Here is a 14,091-nt window from a genome sequence, read left to right as displayed (position 1 = left end):
CCCACCCCGCATCCGCTCGACCCGCTCACCGGCGCCGAGATCGCCGCAGCCCGCGCCGTGCTCGAGTCCGCCGGGCTCCTCGGCGACACCGTCAGAGTCCCGATGCTCCTGCCCGATGAGCCCACCAGGCAGGAGCTCGCCGCGTGGATGCCCGGCTCCCCCATCGACCGGCGGATCGACGCGACGCTGCTCGACACCGCGACCGGCGTCGCCACCGAGGTCGTCGTGTCGATCACCCGCGGCGAGGTGCTGCACGCCGCGCGGGTCCCCAACGATGCGCCTCCGTACGGCCAGCCCCAGTACCTCTTCGAAGAATACGAACGCGCCGAGGCGATCGCGAAGGCCTCGCCCGAGTGGCAGGCGGCGATGACCCGACGCGGACTCGCCGACCACATGCCGCTCGCCTTCTGCGGACCCCTGGCGCCCGGATACACGGGACGCGCGGATGAGGTGGGGCGCCGCGTCATCCGCTCGCTCACGTTCCTCAAGTACGACGAGAACGATTCCCCCTGGGCGCACCCCGTCGAGGGACTGGTCGTGCACATCGATCTCACTGCCGGAAGCGTGATCCGCATCGACGACGAGGGCGATGTGCCGGTGCCGGCGGGCCACGGCAACTACTACCCCGAAGCTCAGGGCGAGGCGCGCACGTCGCTCAAGCCCATCGAGATCACGCAGCCGGAGGGGCCGAGCTTCGCCGTCACCGGATCACTCGTCGAGTGGGAGAACTGGTCGATGAGGGTCAGCTTCAACGCGCGCGAGGGGCTCGTGCTGCACGACGTCGCGTTCGACGGACGCTCGGTGCTCAGCAGGGCGAGCGTGCCCGAGATGGTCGTGCCCTATGGCGACACCGCACCCGGACGCTTCTGGATCAGCTACTTCGACGCCGGCGAGTACCTGCTGGGCAAGAACGCCAACCACCTCGAGCTCGGCTGCGACTGCCTGGGCGTGATCCGGTACCTCGACGGCTACGTCGCCGATGACCGCGGCAACCCCGTGCGCATCCCCAACGTCGTCTGCATGCACGAGGAGGACTACGGCATCCTCTGGAAGCACACCGACCTCGCCGGACGCTCGGACGTGCGCCGCTCGCGCCGCTTCGTGGTGTCGTACTTCTCGACGATCGGCAACTACGACTACGGGTTCTACTGGCACTTCTACCTCGACGGCTCGATCGAGGTCGTGGCCAAGGCCACCGGAATCGTGTTCGCGGGCGCGGGCGAACCCGGAGTGCGTCAGAAGCACGCCACCGAGCTCGCACCCGGCGTGTTCGCCCCGGTGCACCAGCACCTGTTCTGCGCCCGGCTCGATGTCGCGATCGACGGCGACGAGAACCGCCTGTTCGAGATCGACGCGCAGCGCATACCGATGGGGCCGGACAACCCGTTCGGCAACGCGTTCACCTGGTCGGAGACCCCGCTGCTGTCGGAGGCCGAGGCGCAGCGGGAGGCGGACTCGTCCGTCGCGCGCGCCTGGGAGGTGCAGAGCACGACCCGCACCAACGCCGTCGGGCGCCCGACGGCGTATCACCTGATCCCCCAGCCCACCGCACTGCTGATGGCCGACCCCGCGTCATCGGTCGCCGCACGCGCGACCTTCGCCACGAAGCACCTGTGGGCGACGCAGCATGAGCAGGGTCAGATCTGGCCCGCCGGTCGATATCCGAACGCGCATCAGGGCGGCTCAGGGCTGCCGGAGTACACCGCGGGCGACCGGTCGCTCGACGGCGAGGACATCGTGCTGTGGCACACCTTCGGCCTCACGCACTTCCCCCGCCCGGAGGACTGGCCGATCATGCCGGTCGACTACGCCGGATTCTGGTTCAAGCCGAACGGCTTCCTCGATCAGAACCCCGCGATGGACGTGCCGGAATCGTCGCAGGCGCACGTCTCTGCGGATGCCGGATGCTGCGGGGGCGGCGAAGGCTGCAGCTGCGCCCACTGAACCTCGCCCCCGCTGTCGGAGGTCAGTGGGTCGTCGTCATCGGGCAGCCCCTGGCGGAAGCACGCCGCGAACGTACCCCTCAAGAGAGTCGGGCGATCGCGACGCGCAGGATGCCGTCGGCCTCGTCGAGCGCGTGAGCCGCGGCTTCCGCCGATGCGCCCGTGGAGATCATCAGGATCGCGAGCTTCACAGAGCCTCCGGCCGCGTCCAGAGCCTCGGAGGCCTCGTCGACCCCGGCGCCGGTGAGCTCGGTGACCGTGCGGATCGAGCGCGCGTGCAGCTTCTCGTTCGTGGCCAGCAGGTCGACCATCACGCCGTGGTGCGTCTTGCCGAGCTTGATCATCGAGAGGGTCGTGAGCATGTTCACGACGAGCTTCTGTGCCGTTCCCGACTTCAGCCGTGTCGAGCCCGAGATGAACTCGGGCCCCGTGACGACCTCGATCGCGATCTCGGCGACGGCCCCGATCTCGGATGCCTGGTTCGAGGCGATCGCGACGGTGAGCGCGCCGACTCCCCGCGCGTATTCGAGGCCGCCCACGACGTACGGCGTGCGACCCGACGCCGAGATGCCGACGACCGTGTCACGTTCGGTGAGCCCGAGCTCACGCAACGAGGTCGCCGCGGCCTCGTCGTCGTCCTCGGCGTTCTCGACCGCGGCGCGGATCGCCGTCTCGCCCCCGGCGATCAGCCCCACCACCATCGAGGGGTCCGTGCCGAAGGTCGGCGGGCACTCGCTGGCGTCGAGCACACCGACGCGACCCGCGGTGCCCGCCCCGAGGTAGATGAGGCGCCCGCCGGCTCGAAAGCGCTCGGTGATGCCGTCGACGGCCGCGGCGATCTGCGTGCTGCGCTCGCCGACGGCGGTCGGGACGCGGTGGTCCCCTGCGTTCATCCGCCGCACGAGCTCCGCGGTCTCCAGCAGGTCGAGATCGCCACGTTCCGTCGTCGACGCTTCCGTGCCGAGCGTGGAGAGGACATCGAGGAGCGCGGTCAGTCTGGCGTGTTCATTCGGCACGATGCACGAACCTTTCGTGGGGAAGATCGGTGCGCTCCGCGAGCAGGAGCGCTCCGTCGAGGGCGTCACCGACAGAGACGGCGACCGGGCGGCCTGCGGCACGCAGTGCCTGGCCGAGGGCTGCGCGGAACCAGACGTGTTCCGTGAGCCCGCCGTGCAGGGCGACATCATGGCCGCCCGAAGACGCCGCGACGACAGATGCGACGAGAAGACGGACGCCCTCGGCGACGATCTCCCTCGAGACGGGATCGCCGCCCTCCGCCGCATCGAACACCGACGGCGCCAGGGTCGCGAGGCGTCGGGGCACCGGACCGCCGGTCGAGAGCCAGGCGGGAATCGCGAGTGGACCGCCGATCGTCGGTGCCACCGCATCCGTGAGCGCTGTCGGGGGCGCGAGGCCGACCGAGGCGCGGAGGACAGCACGCAGCGCCTCGCGCCCGAACCACGATCCGCTGCCGAAATCGCCCAGCTCGGGGCCCCATCCGTCGACGAGGGTGGCTGTATCGCCGTCGATGCCGAGGGCCGCTGCACCTGTTCCGGCGATCAGGAGCACCCCGGCCCTTCCGTCGAGCGCTCCCGCATGGGCGGACACGACGTCAGAGGTCACCACGACCGGCGCCTGGAAGACGTCGACGAGGCCGCGCGCCAACTCGGACGCGGCCTCGGGGGCCGCCCAGGCACCCGCAGCGCCCACCGACAGCGCAGAGATCGACTCGTCGAGCGAGTGACGCAGGGGAAGGATCGCAGCGAGTGCTGCGGCGACGCCGTCTGCAGCCGCCAGGCCCGGTGCCCCGGTGCCGTCGTACACGGGTCGGCGGTGAGCACCGTGGTCATCCGCGCACCGGGGTCCCGAGATCACTGCACGGCATCGCGATTTGCCGAGATCGACGGCGGCGAGGGCGCGCGGAGAAGACATGGAAATAGTCTACGCAAGACCGATGGCGCATGAAAGAATTGTTCACACGCCCGAAACCCGCCCCGACGCCAGGAGAGCCATGAGCATCCAGACGACGATCGCCACCGCAGCCGAGAAGCTGCCGCCGTCGCTGGCGCGCATCGCTCGGACGATCGCCGACGATCCGACCATCGTCGTGGACAGCACGATCACCGAGATCGCTGCGAGGTGCGACACCTCTGTCGCCTCGGTCGTCCGCTTCTGCCGTTCGATCGGCGTGAACGGCTACGCCGCGCTGAGAATGGCACTGGCCACCGAGCTCGGCCGCGAGTCGGTGCAGTTCCCTGCAGCATCCGGTTTCGGTTCCGAGATCTCCGCGGCCGACACGCTGCGCGAGGCGACGGCCAAGGTCGCTGCGCTCGAACTGCTCGCCATCGAGGAGACCATCGCGAACCTCGACTACGACGCCCTCGCGGCTGCCGTCGAGGCGATCGACGACGCCGATCGTGTTCTGCTCTTCGGCATCGGTGCGAGCGGCCACGCGGCCGCCGACCTCGGCCACAAACTGCTCCGCATCGGGCATGCGGCGATCGTGCTGACCGACGCGCACGAGGCGAGCGCCGCCGCGTCGCTCGGAGCCAGGAAGACGGTCGCGATCGGCTTCTCTCATTCCGGAACGACCCGTGAGACCGTGCACTTCCTGCAGACCGCGCGAGCTGCGGCGGGCGTCACGATCGGCGTCACGGGAGCGTCATCGTCGCCCCTCGCCGAGGGCTGCGACCACACCCTGCTCACCCGCGCCCGCGAGCCGCGACTCCGAGCCGGGGCGATGGTGAGCCGGATCGCACAGCTCGCTGTCGTCGACTGCCTGTTCGTCGGCGTCGCTCAGCACCGGCATGCGCACACCGTCCACGCCCTCCAGCGCACCGCCGACGCGACGCGGCCGCTGCGCTGAAGGTCTGTCCTCAGGCCTGCACGGGTGCGAGTCGACGCTCGGGGTCTACCGACCCGGCCGTCCGTAGGAACACGATGATCCAGCTGAAGATCAGGACGGCGGCGATCAGCTCGACCGCCGTGAGGTTGTAGTAACCGACCGCGAAGAAGGCTGCGAGCAGGATGATCACCAGCACATAGGCCCAGCCGAACGCCACGAAGACCCGAGGGATCGTGCGCAGGAACCACGGCAGACCCACCACGACGACCGCGAACACGACGACCATGCCGGTGGCCACCGTGTTGTGCACGAGGAAGAACTCATCGACGGGGAAGATCCCGACGCACGCGAGGAAGATGCCCATCAGGATCAGACCGCCGCGCACCATGAAGCGACCGCGCCGATCGATCGGATCGTCGACCGGCAGCCCCGCGGTGGCGTAGCGCGCGATCGTCGTCACCATGACGCCGGCGATGATCAGTGTGACGTTGAAGGCGGCCGAGGCGCTGTTGCTGCTCATGCCGAGCGCCGACAGGTTGTCCTGCCACCAGTACACATCACTGGAGGCGAGCATCGCGGCGAAGGCGCCGACCACCAGGAACACCGCGAGCACGAGCGACAGCACTGTCGGTGTGAGCGCGACGGCGCTGAGGAACGTCACATAGGCGGTGAGCGCGAACGCCACAGCCACCAGAATCGCTCCGGGGAAGGCGAAGACCGGGGCACCGGTGAAGCTGCGCTCGAGGAGCTCGGCGATGCCGAGCCACCCGAGATAGGCGATCGCCGCATGTGCGAAGGCGATGGCTGCCAGGTCGTACCACCGGAGCCGGTCGCCCGGAACGCTGAATCCGTCGCGGGTGCCGTCGGGCGCGACCGTGGCGGGCCTTGAGACGAGGCGGCCGAGCGCGAAGGCCAGCACGGCGGTGATCGCGCCGCCGTAGGCCGCGAACGCGCCGATCGAGCCGGTGCCGCTGATCGCCATCTCCTGGCCCCAGAAGACCGGCCAGCCGATGGCGAACCCGAGCACGAAGAACAGGGCCCCGACGATGAGCGCGGTGGCCTCGAACACCGCATCCGCCTTGTCGGGTCCGCGCAGCTGACGCAGGACCTGCCTGACCTTCTCACCGAGATATCTCATCGCTGGCCTCCGCCCACATCATAGAAGCCTCGCCCTCCGGACCGCGCCGGTGATAGCATCACGGCACGGATCGTATACAACGTCGTCGTTCCACCACCCGAGGTGATCATTCATGAACGGTGCAGCCGCCGCCCCCGCCGAATCGGTGTCGACTCTCGTCGCGCGCAACATCAGCGAATTCCGTGCCGCCGTCTCGGAGTCCTTCGTGCCCCTGCAGGTGTCGACGGCCGGGCCCGACCACTTCCGCGGGATCATCCGCGGGGCGTCGGTCGACGAGGTGCATGTGAACGAGGTGCGCGCCACCTCCCACGTCGTGGAGCGGACGCCCGAGCTCATCGCGCGCAGCGACCGTTCGTACTTCAAGCTCAGCCTCATGCTCGCCGGCACCGGGCTGCTGATCCAGGACGACCGGGAGGCAGTGCTGCAGGCAGGAGACCTCGCCGTCTACGACACCGACCGGCCGTACTCCCTGGTGTTCGACGACGACTTCCGCACGATGGTCGTGATGTTCCCGAAGCACCTGATCAGCCTCCCCTCCGACATGATCGGGCAGCTCACCGCCGTGCGCATCTCGGGCCAGGGCGGCCTCGGCGGTATGGTCGTGCCCTACCTCACGCAGCTCGCAGGCAACCTCGATCAGCTCGCCGGAACCACGGGTGCCCGGTTGGCGCACAGCGCCCTCGACCTCGTCACGACGGTGTTCACGCGCGAACTCGGTCTCGACGGAGTCTCGGCCGACCCTCATCGCGCTCTCGTGCAGCGCATCCGCTCGTACATCGACCGCAACCTCGCGTCGACCGATCTCGGACCCGCGAGCATCGCCTCGGCGCACTTCATCTCGACCCGCCACCTGCACGGCCTCTTCCAGGAGCAGGGCGTGACCGTCTCGACATGGATCCGCACGCGCCGCCTCGAGCAGTGCCGCCGCGATCTGCTCGACCCGATGCTGGCAGACCGGCCTGTCGCGGCGATCGCCGCACGCTGGGGCTTCGTCGATGCCGCGCACTTCAGCCGGGCGTTCAAGTCCGCCTTCGGCATCTCTCCGAGCGAGTACCGCGCCGCGCACTGAGCGTGCGCTGAGCACGCACTGAGCACGCACTGAGCACGCACTGAGCGCCCTCGCGCGAAGCGTCTTCGGCGAGTCGGACTGCACTGTCCTTGTTCGGCAGGGCACGCCGGTTGACTGTCGGCGCGCGATGGCGCCGCTTCTCTTGAGCGGATGCCGTGCGCCACCGGAGCATGGGGCAAGCGCACCGCGATGACGCGATGCCCGGAGCGACGATGCTCCGCTGGATGCGACGTCAGGACCCCCATGATCGCCCCTGCCACGACCGATTCCGCCCTCGACGAGTGGCGCACCTATGACGAGTTCGCCGCGGGCATCGACACGTTCCGACTGCCGAACGCGTCGCTGTCTGGCACCGTGTTGACGCTCGCGCTCGATGACGGATCGATGCTCTCGCTCTCGTTCGACGCCGTCGCCGTCACGTGGTCGGGCCTCGGGGCCGACGGCACCGATCCTTATGACGCCGTGGCCGTGCGCGACGATGTGGTGTTCGTGAACATCCCGCTCGAGAGCCGCGAGCGCGAGGCGATCACGATCGTCTACTCGACGACGACGCACCGGGCGACCGTCGTGCGGTCGCGGATCGCGGCTGACGCGATCGAAGGCACGCCTCAGGTCGGTCAGGACTTCTGGGCGGCGACGACCGACGGCGGCACCGCGACGGGAGAGGTGCCCGGGCCGAGCCGCGACCTCATCGGCAAGCGCAACGTCTACCGCTACAGCCCCCATCACCTCTACGAGCACGTCTACATCTCGAGCCGGCGCTACGCGTGGCAGTGCCTGGAGGGCGTGCAGCGCGGCCACGGCGACATGGACCTCTCGACGGTGTGGAAGTTCGCCGACGGGCTCTATCTCTTCTGCTTCCGCGAGTTCCGCATCGCGGTCGCCAGCGTCTGGCTGCACGACCTCGGATACCAGCTGATGACGACCGGGATCTTCCTCGGCCTCAACGGCGAGGGCGACGCCGAACATTCGCGCGGCGGTGGCCACATCTATCCGCTCGGCTCCGTCGAGTACCCGGACGCACAACCCGTCTGACCCGGCACCGAGACCCTGACAGGGAGCCATCATGAGCAACGCAGACATCATCACAGAGCACTACGCGGCCAGCGATCGCGGCGACCTCGACGGCATGCTGGCACCCCTCGCCGACGACGTGAGCTGGACCGAGGCGGCGGGGTTCCCCTACGCCGGCACGTACCTGGGGCCCGACGCGGTGGCCGTCGGTGTCTTACAGCGGATCCAGGACGAGTGGGACGACTACACGGTCGCGATCGACGAGGTCATCGACGGCGGAGACGTGGTCGTGGGCATCGGCACCTACTCGGGCACGTATCGAGCGACCGGCAGATTCTTCGCAGCGCGCGTGGCGCACGTCTGGCGCCTGACCGATCGCAGAGTCGTCGCGTTCGAGCAGTTCACCGACACCGAACTGGTCAACCGCGCACTGCGCGACTGACCGCAGCACACCCGAAGCACATGAGAGGCAGGAATCACATGAACAAGCGAGTATCCGGCACTGCGGCGCTCATCGCCGTGGCAGCCCTCACCCTGGCCGGCTGCGCCGGCGGAGACGGCAGCGGAGGCGGCGAAGGCGCCCCCATCGTCGTCGGCTCCGTGAACACGATCAGCGGCCCGGCGACGTTCCCCGAGGCATCTCTCGCGGCGGCCGCCGTGTTCGACGCATTCAACGAGGCCGGAGGCCTGGACGGACGCACCATCGAGTACAAGACCCTCGACGACAAGGGCGACCCGGCGACCGCCACGGCGTCGGCCCGCGAGCTGGTCGGCAGCGACGGAGCCGTCGCGCTGGTCGGCTCCGCGAGCCTGATCGAGTGCGAGATCAACGCGAAGTACTACGAGCAGGAGGAGATCCTGTCGCTCCCGGGCATCGGGGTCGACACCGGCTGCTTCGCCAGTGACAACATCTCACCCGCGAACGTCGGTCCGTTCAACGACATGACCCTCACCCTGCAGTACGGCTCGGAGGTGCTCGGGCTCGATGACATCTGCATCCTTCTGGAGATCGCAGGATCCACACGCCCGACCTATCAGGCCGCGATCGACAAGTGGACCGAGATCACCGGTGAGGAGCCGAAGTACGTCGACGACACCGTGCCCTACGGCGCTTCGGACTACACGCCCTACATCGTGAAGGCCCGCGAACAGGGGTGCAAGGCTCTCGCGATCAACCCCGTCGAACCCGACGCGATCGGCCAGGTGAAGGCCGCCAATGCCCAGGGATGGGATGACGTGACCTGGCTCTACCTGACGAGCGTCTACAGCGAGAACTTCGCGGAGGCGATCGACGATGCGGGTGCCGGCATCTACGTGCCGGCCGAGTTCTACCCCTTCACCGACGATGACGAGATCAACGCCGACTGGCGAGAGCTGATGGAGGCCAACGACATCCCCCTCACCTCGTTCAGCCAGGGCGGATACCTCGCGGCGACCTACTTCATCGAGGTGCTCGAGGGAATGGACGGCGACATCACCCGCGAGACGGTCGCCGAGGCGCTGCGCGGGATGGACCCCATCGAGAACCCGATGGTCGGAACCCCCTATGCCTTCGGCACGCAGAACACCGCCGGGTGGCCGATCATCCTCGAATCCGGCACGAACGCCTGGGAGAAGGTCGCCGACGACTGGCTCCGCATCGGCGAGTAGCCGCACCTCGCCTGCCGCCGAGCGCATTCTCGGCGGCAGGTCCCCTCCCCCTCACACCAGAAAGGACGCCTCATGCTGCAAGGCGCCATCGCCGGTCTCGCCGCCGGCGGTCTCTATGCGGTCCTCGGAGTGTGCCTGACCCTGATGTCCCGCCTCGTGCGGGTCGTCAACTTCGCTCAGGCCGCGACCGGGATGTTCGGCGCCTTCAGCGCCGTATGGTTCGTCAGCGAACTGGGGCTGCCGATCTGGCTCGGCTCCGTCCTCGGCGTGCTCGTCGGCGGAGTCCTCTCCGCCGCGATCGGTTGGATCGCCGCGACCTGGCTCTCCGAGGCCTCCACCACCACCCGATCGGCGATGACCGTCGGTCCCCTGCTCCTGCTGATCTCGATGTCGTTCATCCTGTTCGGCAACAAGCCGCAGCCGTTCACGCCGATCATCGCCGGCCCCGCGTTCTCCCTCGGCGGGGTCGTGATCAGTCAGGTGACGATCGCCACGGTCGTCATGGCGATCGTGACGGCGGTCGCGGTGCGGATCGTCCTGCGTCGCACGAGAGTCGGCACGCAGCTGCGCGCGCTGTCGGAGCGCCCGACGACCGCCGAGCTGCTCGGCATCCGATCGCGTCCGCTGTCGATCGCCGTGTGGTTCGTCACCGGTGTGATCAGCGCGATCGCGATCATGATCATCGCGCCGTCGCAATCGAACGACGCGACCAGCCTCGCGATGCTCATCGTCCCCGCCGCGGCCGCCGCGCTGCTCGGCGGCTTCCGCCGACTCGACCTCGCCGTCGTCGGCGGTGTCGTGCTCGGTGTGCTCGGCGGTCTCGTCGCGCAGATCGACGAGGTCGCGCTCGTGCGCAACTTCCTTCCCTTCCTGTTCATCGTCGTCCTGCTCCTGTGGACGCAGCGCAAGGAGGTGTGGGATGCCGCTCGCTGACCGTCCCTGGTTCCGTCTGTCCTGGCCTTTCGCCGTCGCCATCGCCGCAGTGGGAGCGGGCGCCATCCTGAGCGGGGCCCTCCCCGGGTACTTCGTGTTCCTCGCGATCAGCGCGGTCGTCGCGGCGATCGCCATCCTGGGCCTCGGCATCGTCACAGGGTCGGCCGGAATGATCGCGCTGTGCCAGCTCACGTTCGCCGCGGTGGGGGCCTGGATCGTGTCGCTGCTGAACGTCATGCAGGCACCTGGCGGCTTCGTCGTCTGGCTCGCGCTCGGTGGCATCGCCGCCGGCATCGTCGGGATCCTCGTCGGGCTGCCAGCGCTGAGGCTGCGCGGCGTCAACCTCGCCGTCGTCACACTGGGCTTCGCCGCCGCGGCTGACGTCACCCTCGTGCAGATCCAGTTCCCCGGATCTGCCGATGGCACGGCCGTCGAGCGCCCCAGCCTGTTCTCGAACGATCGCGAGTTCTTCTTCCTCTCGGTCGTCGTGCTCGCCGTCTGCGCACTGGGCGTGTTCTTCCTGCAGCGCGGACGGTGGGGCTCGAGCTGGAAGGCCGTCGCCTTCTCGGAGCGCGGCACCGCGGCCGCCGGCCAGAGCGTGCAGAGCGCGAAGCTCACCGCGTTCGCCGTCTCGGCCGCACTGGGAGGCATCGCCGGCGGGTTGCTCGCAGGTCAGGTCCAGCTGCCTTTCGCATCGAGCTTCACCCCGCTGCAGTCCCTCGCCCTCTACGTGCTCGCCGTCATGTCGGGAGCGCATCTGATCGACATGGCGATCCTCGGCGGCATCCTCTGGGTTCTCGTACCCGAGCTGTTGAAGCGCTGGGGCGTGCCGCAGGACTGGGCCTTCGTCGTCTTCGGTGTGCTCGGGGTGCAGGCGATCACCAGCGGAACCAACCTCGGACAGGGCATCCGCGCTCTCCTCTGGAAGCGGGCGGATCGCAAGACGGCATCGGCGACGCTGACTGCGTTGCCTGCGGATGCTGATGCGGATGACACGGCCATCACGACCACGACCACCGCCACGGTCGATGAGCGCGCCCTGGACGGCGCACCCGTGCTCACGGTCGAGGGTCTCACGGTGCAGTTCGGCGCATTGAAGGCCCTCGACGATGTGTCGTTCCAGGTGCCGGCAGCATCGATCATGGGGCTCATCGGTCCGAACGGAGCGGGCAAATCGACCTTCGTCGATGCCATCAGCGGCTTCCTGCCGAAGCACGGCGGTCGGGTCCTGCTCGGAGATCGCGACCTCGCCGGCCTCTCGCCGACGAGGCGCGCACGGCTCGGGCTGCGCCGGACCTTCCAGCAGGACAGGGTGCCACCCGCGCTCACGGTCGGCGCATACGTGAGGTTCGTCGCACGTCGGCGGCTCGCGGCATCCGACATCGACGAGGTGCTGGAGTTCTTCGGATGCCCGTCGGCGGCTGCCCGTCTCTCGAGTGTCGATGTCGGCACCAGACGGCTGGTCGAGGTGGCAGCCAACGTGATCTCCCGACCGCGGCTGCTGATTCTCGATGAGCCGGCAGCCGGCCTGTCGCACGACGAGCACCTCGCTCTCGCCGCGCGATTGCGCGAGCTGCCCGCTCGCTACGGCGTGGCGCTGATCATCATCGAGCACGACCTGGACCTGGTGCGCTCGGTGTGCCCGACGCTCACCGTTCTCGACTTCGGCCGGGTGCTGGCCAGCGGACCGCAGGCCGAGGTGCTCGCGAACCCGGAGGTCGTGAAGGCGTACATGGGAGAGACGGAGCTGCTGAAGTGAGCGAACTGGTGCTGCAAGGGGTGACGGTCAGCCGCGGTGCGGGTCCGGTGATCTCGGATGTGTCGTTGACGGTGCGAGGTGGCGAAGTGCTGGCGCTGGTGGGCCCGAACGGGGCGGGCAAGACGAGCCTGATCGAATCGGTGTCGGGCGTGACCCCGCACTCCGAGGGGTCACTGATCCTCGACGGCGAACCGATCGACAGGTTGTCTCGCGTGTCGAGGGCTCGCCGTGGCATCGTGCACATCGAGCAGGGGCGGGCCGTGTTCCCGTCGCTGACCGTGCGCGAGAACATCTCGCTCACCGCGCGGACGCCTGCGGAACTGGATGCTGCGCTCGCGCAGTTCCCCGAGCTCGAGAAGCGCATCGACTCGCCCACCGCTCTGCTGTCGGGTGGCGAGCAGCAGATGGTCGTGCTCGCCCGCGCGTTCGCCGCGAAGCCGCGGATCCTGCTGATCGATGAGATGTCGCTCGGACTCGCGCCGGTGGTCTTCATGCGGCTCATGCCGATCGTGAAGTCGATCGCCGAGTCCGGGGTCGGCGTGCTGCTCGTGGAGCAGTTCACCCAGCTCGCCCTCGGGCTGGCTCGAGAGGCCGTCGTGGTCGCCGGCGGCCGGGTCTCCTTCCAGGGCACGGCTGACGCGTTGAAGGAGGACTCGCAGCTGTTGCATCGGGCCTACCTCGGTGGGTGAGGCGGGCTCGCGGCTCGAACTTCGGATGCTGCGCAGTAGCCTGAGGGGATGACCGAGACCATCAGCGTCCGCGCCGTCCTGCTCGACATGGACGGAACTCTCGTCGATTCGACCGCTGTCGTGGAACGGCTGTGGCTCGCATGGGCCGCGCCGCACGGAATCGATCCCGCGACGGTGCTGAGTGTGGTGCACGGTCGCCAGGGCCATCAGAGCATGGCGATCATGCTTCCCGAGCGGGATCACGAGATCAACATCCGCGAGAACGCCGTGATGCTGGCGAACGAGAGCAAGGACGTCGACGGCGTCATCGCGATCGAGGGCGCCGACGTGCTGCTCGAGGCTCTGCTCCCCTACCCTCATGCGATCGTCACCTCTGCTGACGTGACGCTGATGAACGCCCGTATGGGCCAGGCAGGACTCACGGTGCCGTCGCTGACCGTGACAGCGGAGAGCGTGTCGGCATCGAAGCCGGACCCTGAAGGCTTCCTGCTGGGTGCGAAGATGCTCGGCGTCGACCCCGCCGACTGCGTGGTGTTCGAAGATTCGGGCGCGGGTATCCAGGCCGCCCATGCGGCAGGGATGCGAGTGATCGGCGTGGGCTCTCACGCGACGTCTCATCAGCCGACCTTCCACGTCGACGACCTCACGCAGGTGGCCGTGGTTCCGACTGCGGATGGGTTCGAGCTCACCGTACGGTGACGCGGTGGCGTGGGCCCGCCACATCGGGGATGCGGTGATGACGTCGTGTCGATGACGCAGTGCGCGCTGCGCTGAGTCGCGGTGTGCGCCAGCGTTGGTCGGGGTCCCACCATGCGGGTCCACGCACCTGAGGAAGCCCGTCATGCATCCGGATCTCCCACCCCGAGGTGCCGAGGGACCGGTGATGCCACCAGCACAACGGCACACCGTTGTCCGTGTGGGTCGGGCCGCCCCGTGCGTGTTCGGTGACGTGGTGGATCTCGCACCATGACGCGGGGACGTGGCATCCGGGGATCAGGCACTCCTTGTCACGAGCGATGATCGCCCGCCGCTGATGCACGGTGAACACCCG

14 protein-coding genes are annotated in these 14,091 nt (G+C 68.7%); 10 read left to right on the top strand and 4 right to left on the bottom strand.

Annotated features, from left to right (window positions below):
* Positions 1–1,944 (top strand): primary-amine oxidase (locus QMA07_RS16920; RefSeq protein WP_290164009.1); only part of this gene is annotated, 1,944 nt, incomplete at its 5' end.
* 79 nt (positions 1,945–2,023) lie between these two features.
* On the opposite strand, the gene murQ is transcribed toward QMA07_RS16920, so the two are convergent.
* The gene (murQ, locus tag QMA07_RS16915) at positions 2,024–2,959 is read right to left on the bottom strand and encodes an N-acetylmuramic acid 6-phosphate etherase (RefSeq protein ID WP_290164008.1); all 936 of its coding nucleotides are present in this window, start codon (positions 2,957–2,959) and stop codon (positions 2,024–2,026) included.
* Positions 2,949–3,875: a BadF/BadG/BcrA/BcrD ATPase family protein gene (locus QMA07_RS16910; RefSeq protein ID WP_290164007.1), complete on the bottom strand. Its 927-nt coding sequence runs from the start codon at positions 3,873–3,875 to the stop codon at positions 2,949–2,951. Before QMA07_RS16910 ends, murQ begins: the two co-directional genes overlap by 11 nt.
* Positions 3,876–3,954: 79 nt before the next feature.
* Between QMA07_RS16910 and QMA07_RS16905 the strand changes: the two genes are divergently transcribed.
* On the top strand, positions 3,955–4,809 hold the full coding sequence (locus QMA07_RS16905) for a MurR/RpiR family transcriptional regulator (protein ID WP_290164005.1): 855 nt from the start codon (positions 3,955–3,957) through the stop codon (positions 4,807–4,809).
* Positions 4,810–4,819: 10 nt separating this feature from the next.
* On the opposite strand, the gene QMA07_RS16900 is transcribed toward QMA07_RS16905, so the two are convergent.
* Positions 4,820–5,926, bottom strand: coding sequence for a DUF998 domain-containing protein (locus QMA07_RS16900; RefSeq protein ID WP_290164003.1), 1,107 nt, complete (start codon positions 5,924–5,926; stop codon positions 4,820–4,822).
* Between the two features lie 112 nt (positions 5,927–6,038).
* Between QMA07_RS16900 and QMA07_RS16895 the strand changes: the two genes are divergently transcribed.
* From QMA07_RS16895 to QMA07_RS16860, 8 genes are all read left to right on the top strand, one after another.
* Positions 6,039–6,995 (top strand): helix-turn-helix domain-containing protein, encoded by a 957-nt coding sequence (locus QMA07_RS16895; protein WP_290164001.1) that lies wholly within the window; start codon positions 6,039–6,041, stop codon positions 6,993–6,995.
* 243 nt (positions 6,996–7,238) lie between these two features.
* Positions 7,239–8,030, top strand: a complete 792-nt coding sequence (locus QMA07_RS16890) for a MoaF C-terminal domain-containing protein (RefSeq protein WP_290163998.1) — start codon at positions 7,239–7,241, stop codon at positions 8,028–8,030.
* A gap of 31 nt (positions 8,031–8,061) precedes the next feature.
* Positions 8,062–8,451 carry a nuclear transport factor 2 family protein gene (locus tag QMA07_RS16885; RefSeq protein WP_290163997.1) on the top strand — a complete coding sequence of 130 codons (390 nt, stop codon included), beginning with the start codon at positions 8,062–8,064 and terminating at the stop codon, positions 8,449–8,451.
* Positions 8,452–8,489: 38 nt separating this feature from the next.
* Positions 8,490–9,659 carry an ABC transporter substrate-binding protein gene (locus QMA07_RS16880; RefSeq protein WP_290163995.1) on the top strand — a complete coding sequence of 390 codons (1,170 nt, stop codon included), beginning with the start codon at positions 8,490–8,492 and terminating at the stop codon, positions 9,657–9,659.
* Positions 9,660–9,731: 72 nt separating this feature from the next.
* Positions 9,732–10,592 (top strand): branched-chain amino acid ABC transporter permease, encoded by an 861-nt coding sequence (locus tag QMA07_RS16875; protein ID WP_290163993.1) that lies wholly within the window; start codon positions 9,732–9,734, stop codon positions 10,590–10,592.
* Positions 10,579–12,351, top strand: coding sequence for an ATP-binding cassette domain-containing protein (locus QMA07_RS16870; RefSeq protein WP_290163991.1), 1,773 nt, complete (start codon positions 10,579–10,581; stop codon positions 12,349–12,351). Before QMA07_RS16875 ends, QMA07_RS16870 begins: the two co-directional genes overlap by 14 nt.
* A complete protein-coding gene (locus tag QMA07_RS16865) occupies positions 12,348–13,040 on the top strand; it encodes an ATP-binding cassette domain-containing protein (RefSeq protein WP_290163988.1) in 693 nt (230 codons plus the stop codon). Before QMA07_RS16870 ends, QMA07_RS16865 begins: the two co-directional genes overlap by 4 nt.
* Positions 13,041–13,088: 48 nt before the next feature.
* Complete coding sequence (locus QMA07_RS16860) at positions 13,089–13,739, top strand: HAD-IA family hydrolase (protein WP_290163986.1); 651 nt, start codon at positions 13,089–13,091, stop codon at positions 13,737–13,739.
* On the opposite strand, the gene QMA07_RS16855 is transcribed toward QMA07_RS16860, so the two are convergent.
* A partial coding sequence (locus tag QMA07_RS16855) for an HNH endonuclease signature motif containing protein (RefSeq protein ID WP_290163984.1) occupies positions 13,726–14,091 on the bottom strand: 366 nt, incomplete at its 5' end. The two genes, QMA07_RS16860 and QMA07_RS16855, sit on opposite strands and share 14 nt — an antisense overlap.

It is taken from the genome of Microbacterium sp. APC 3901, assembly GCF_030407765.1.
In the GTDB taxonomy this organism is placed as follows: domain Bacteria; phylum Actinomycetota; class Actinomycetes; order Actinomycetales; family Microbacteriaceae; genus Microbacterium.
Note: the sequence above shows the minus strand (reverse complement) of the source record. Positions and strands in the feature narration are given on the sequence as shown.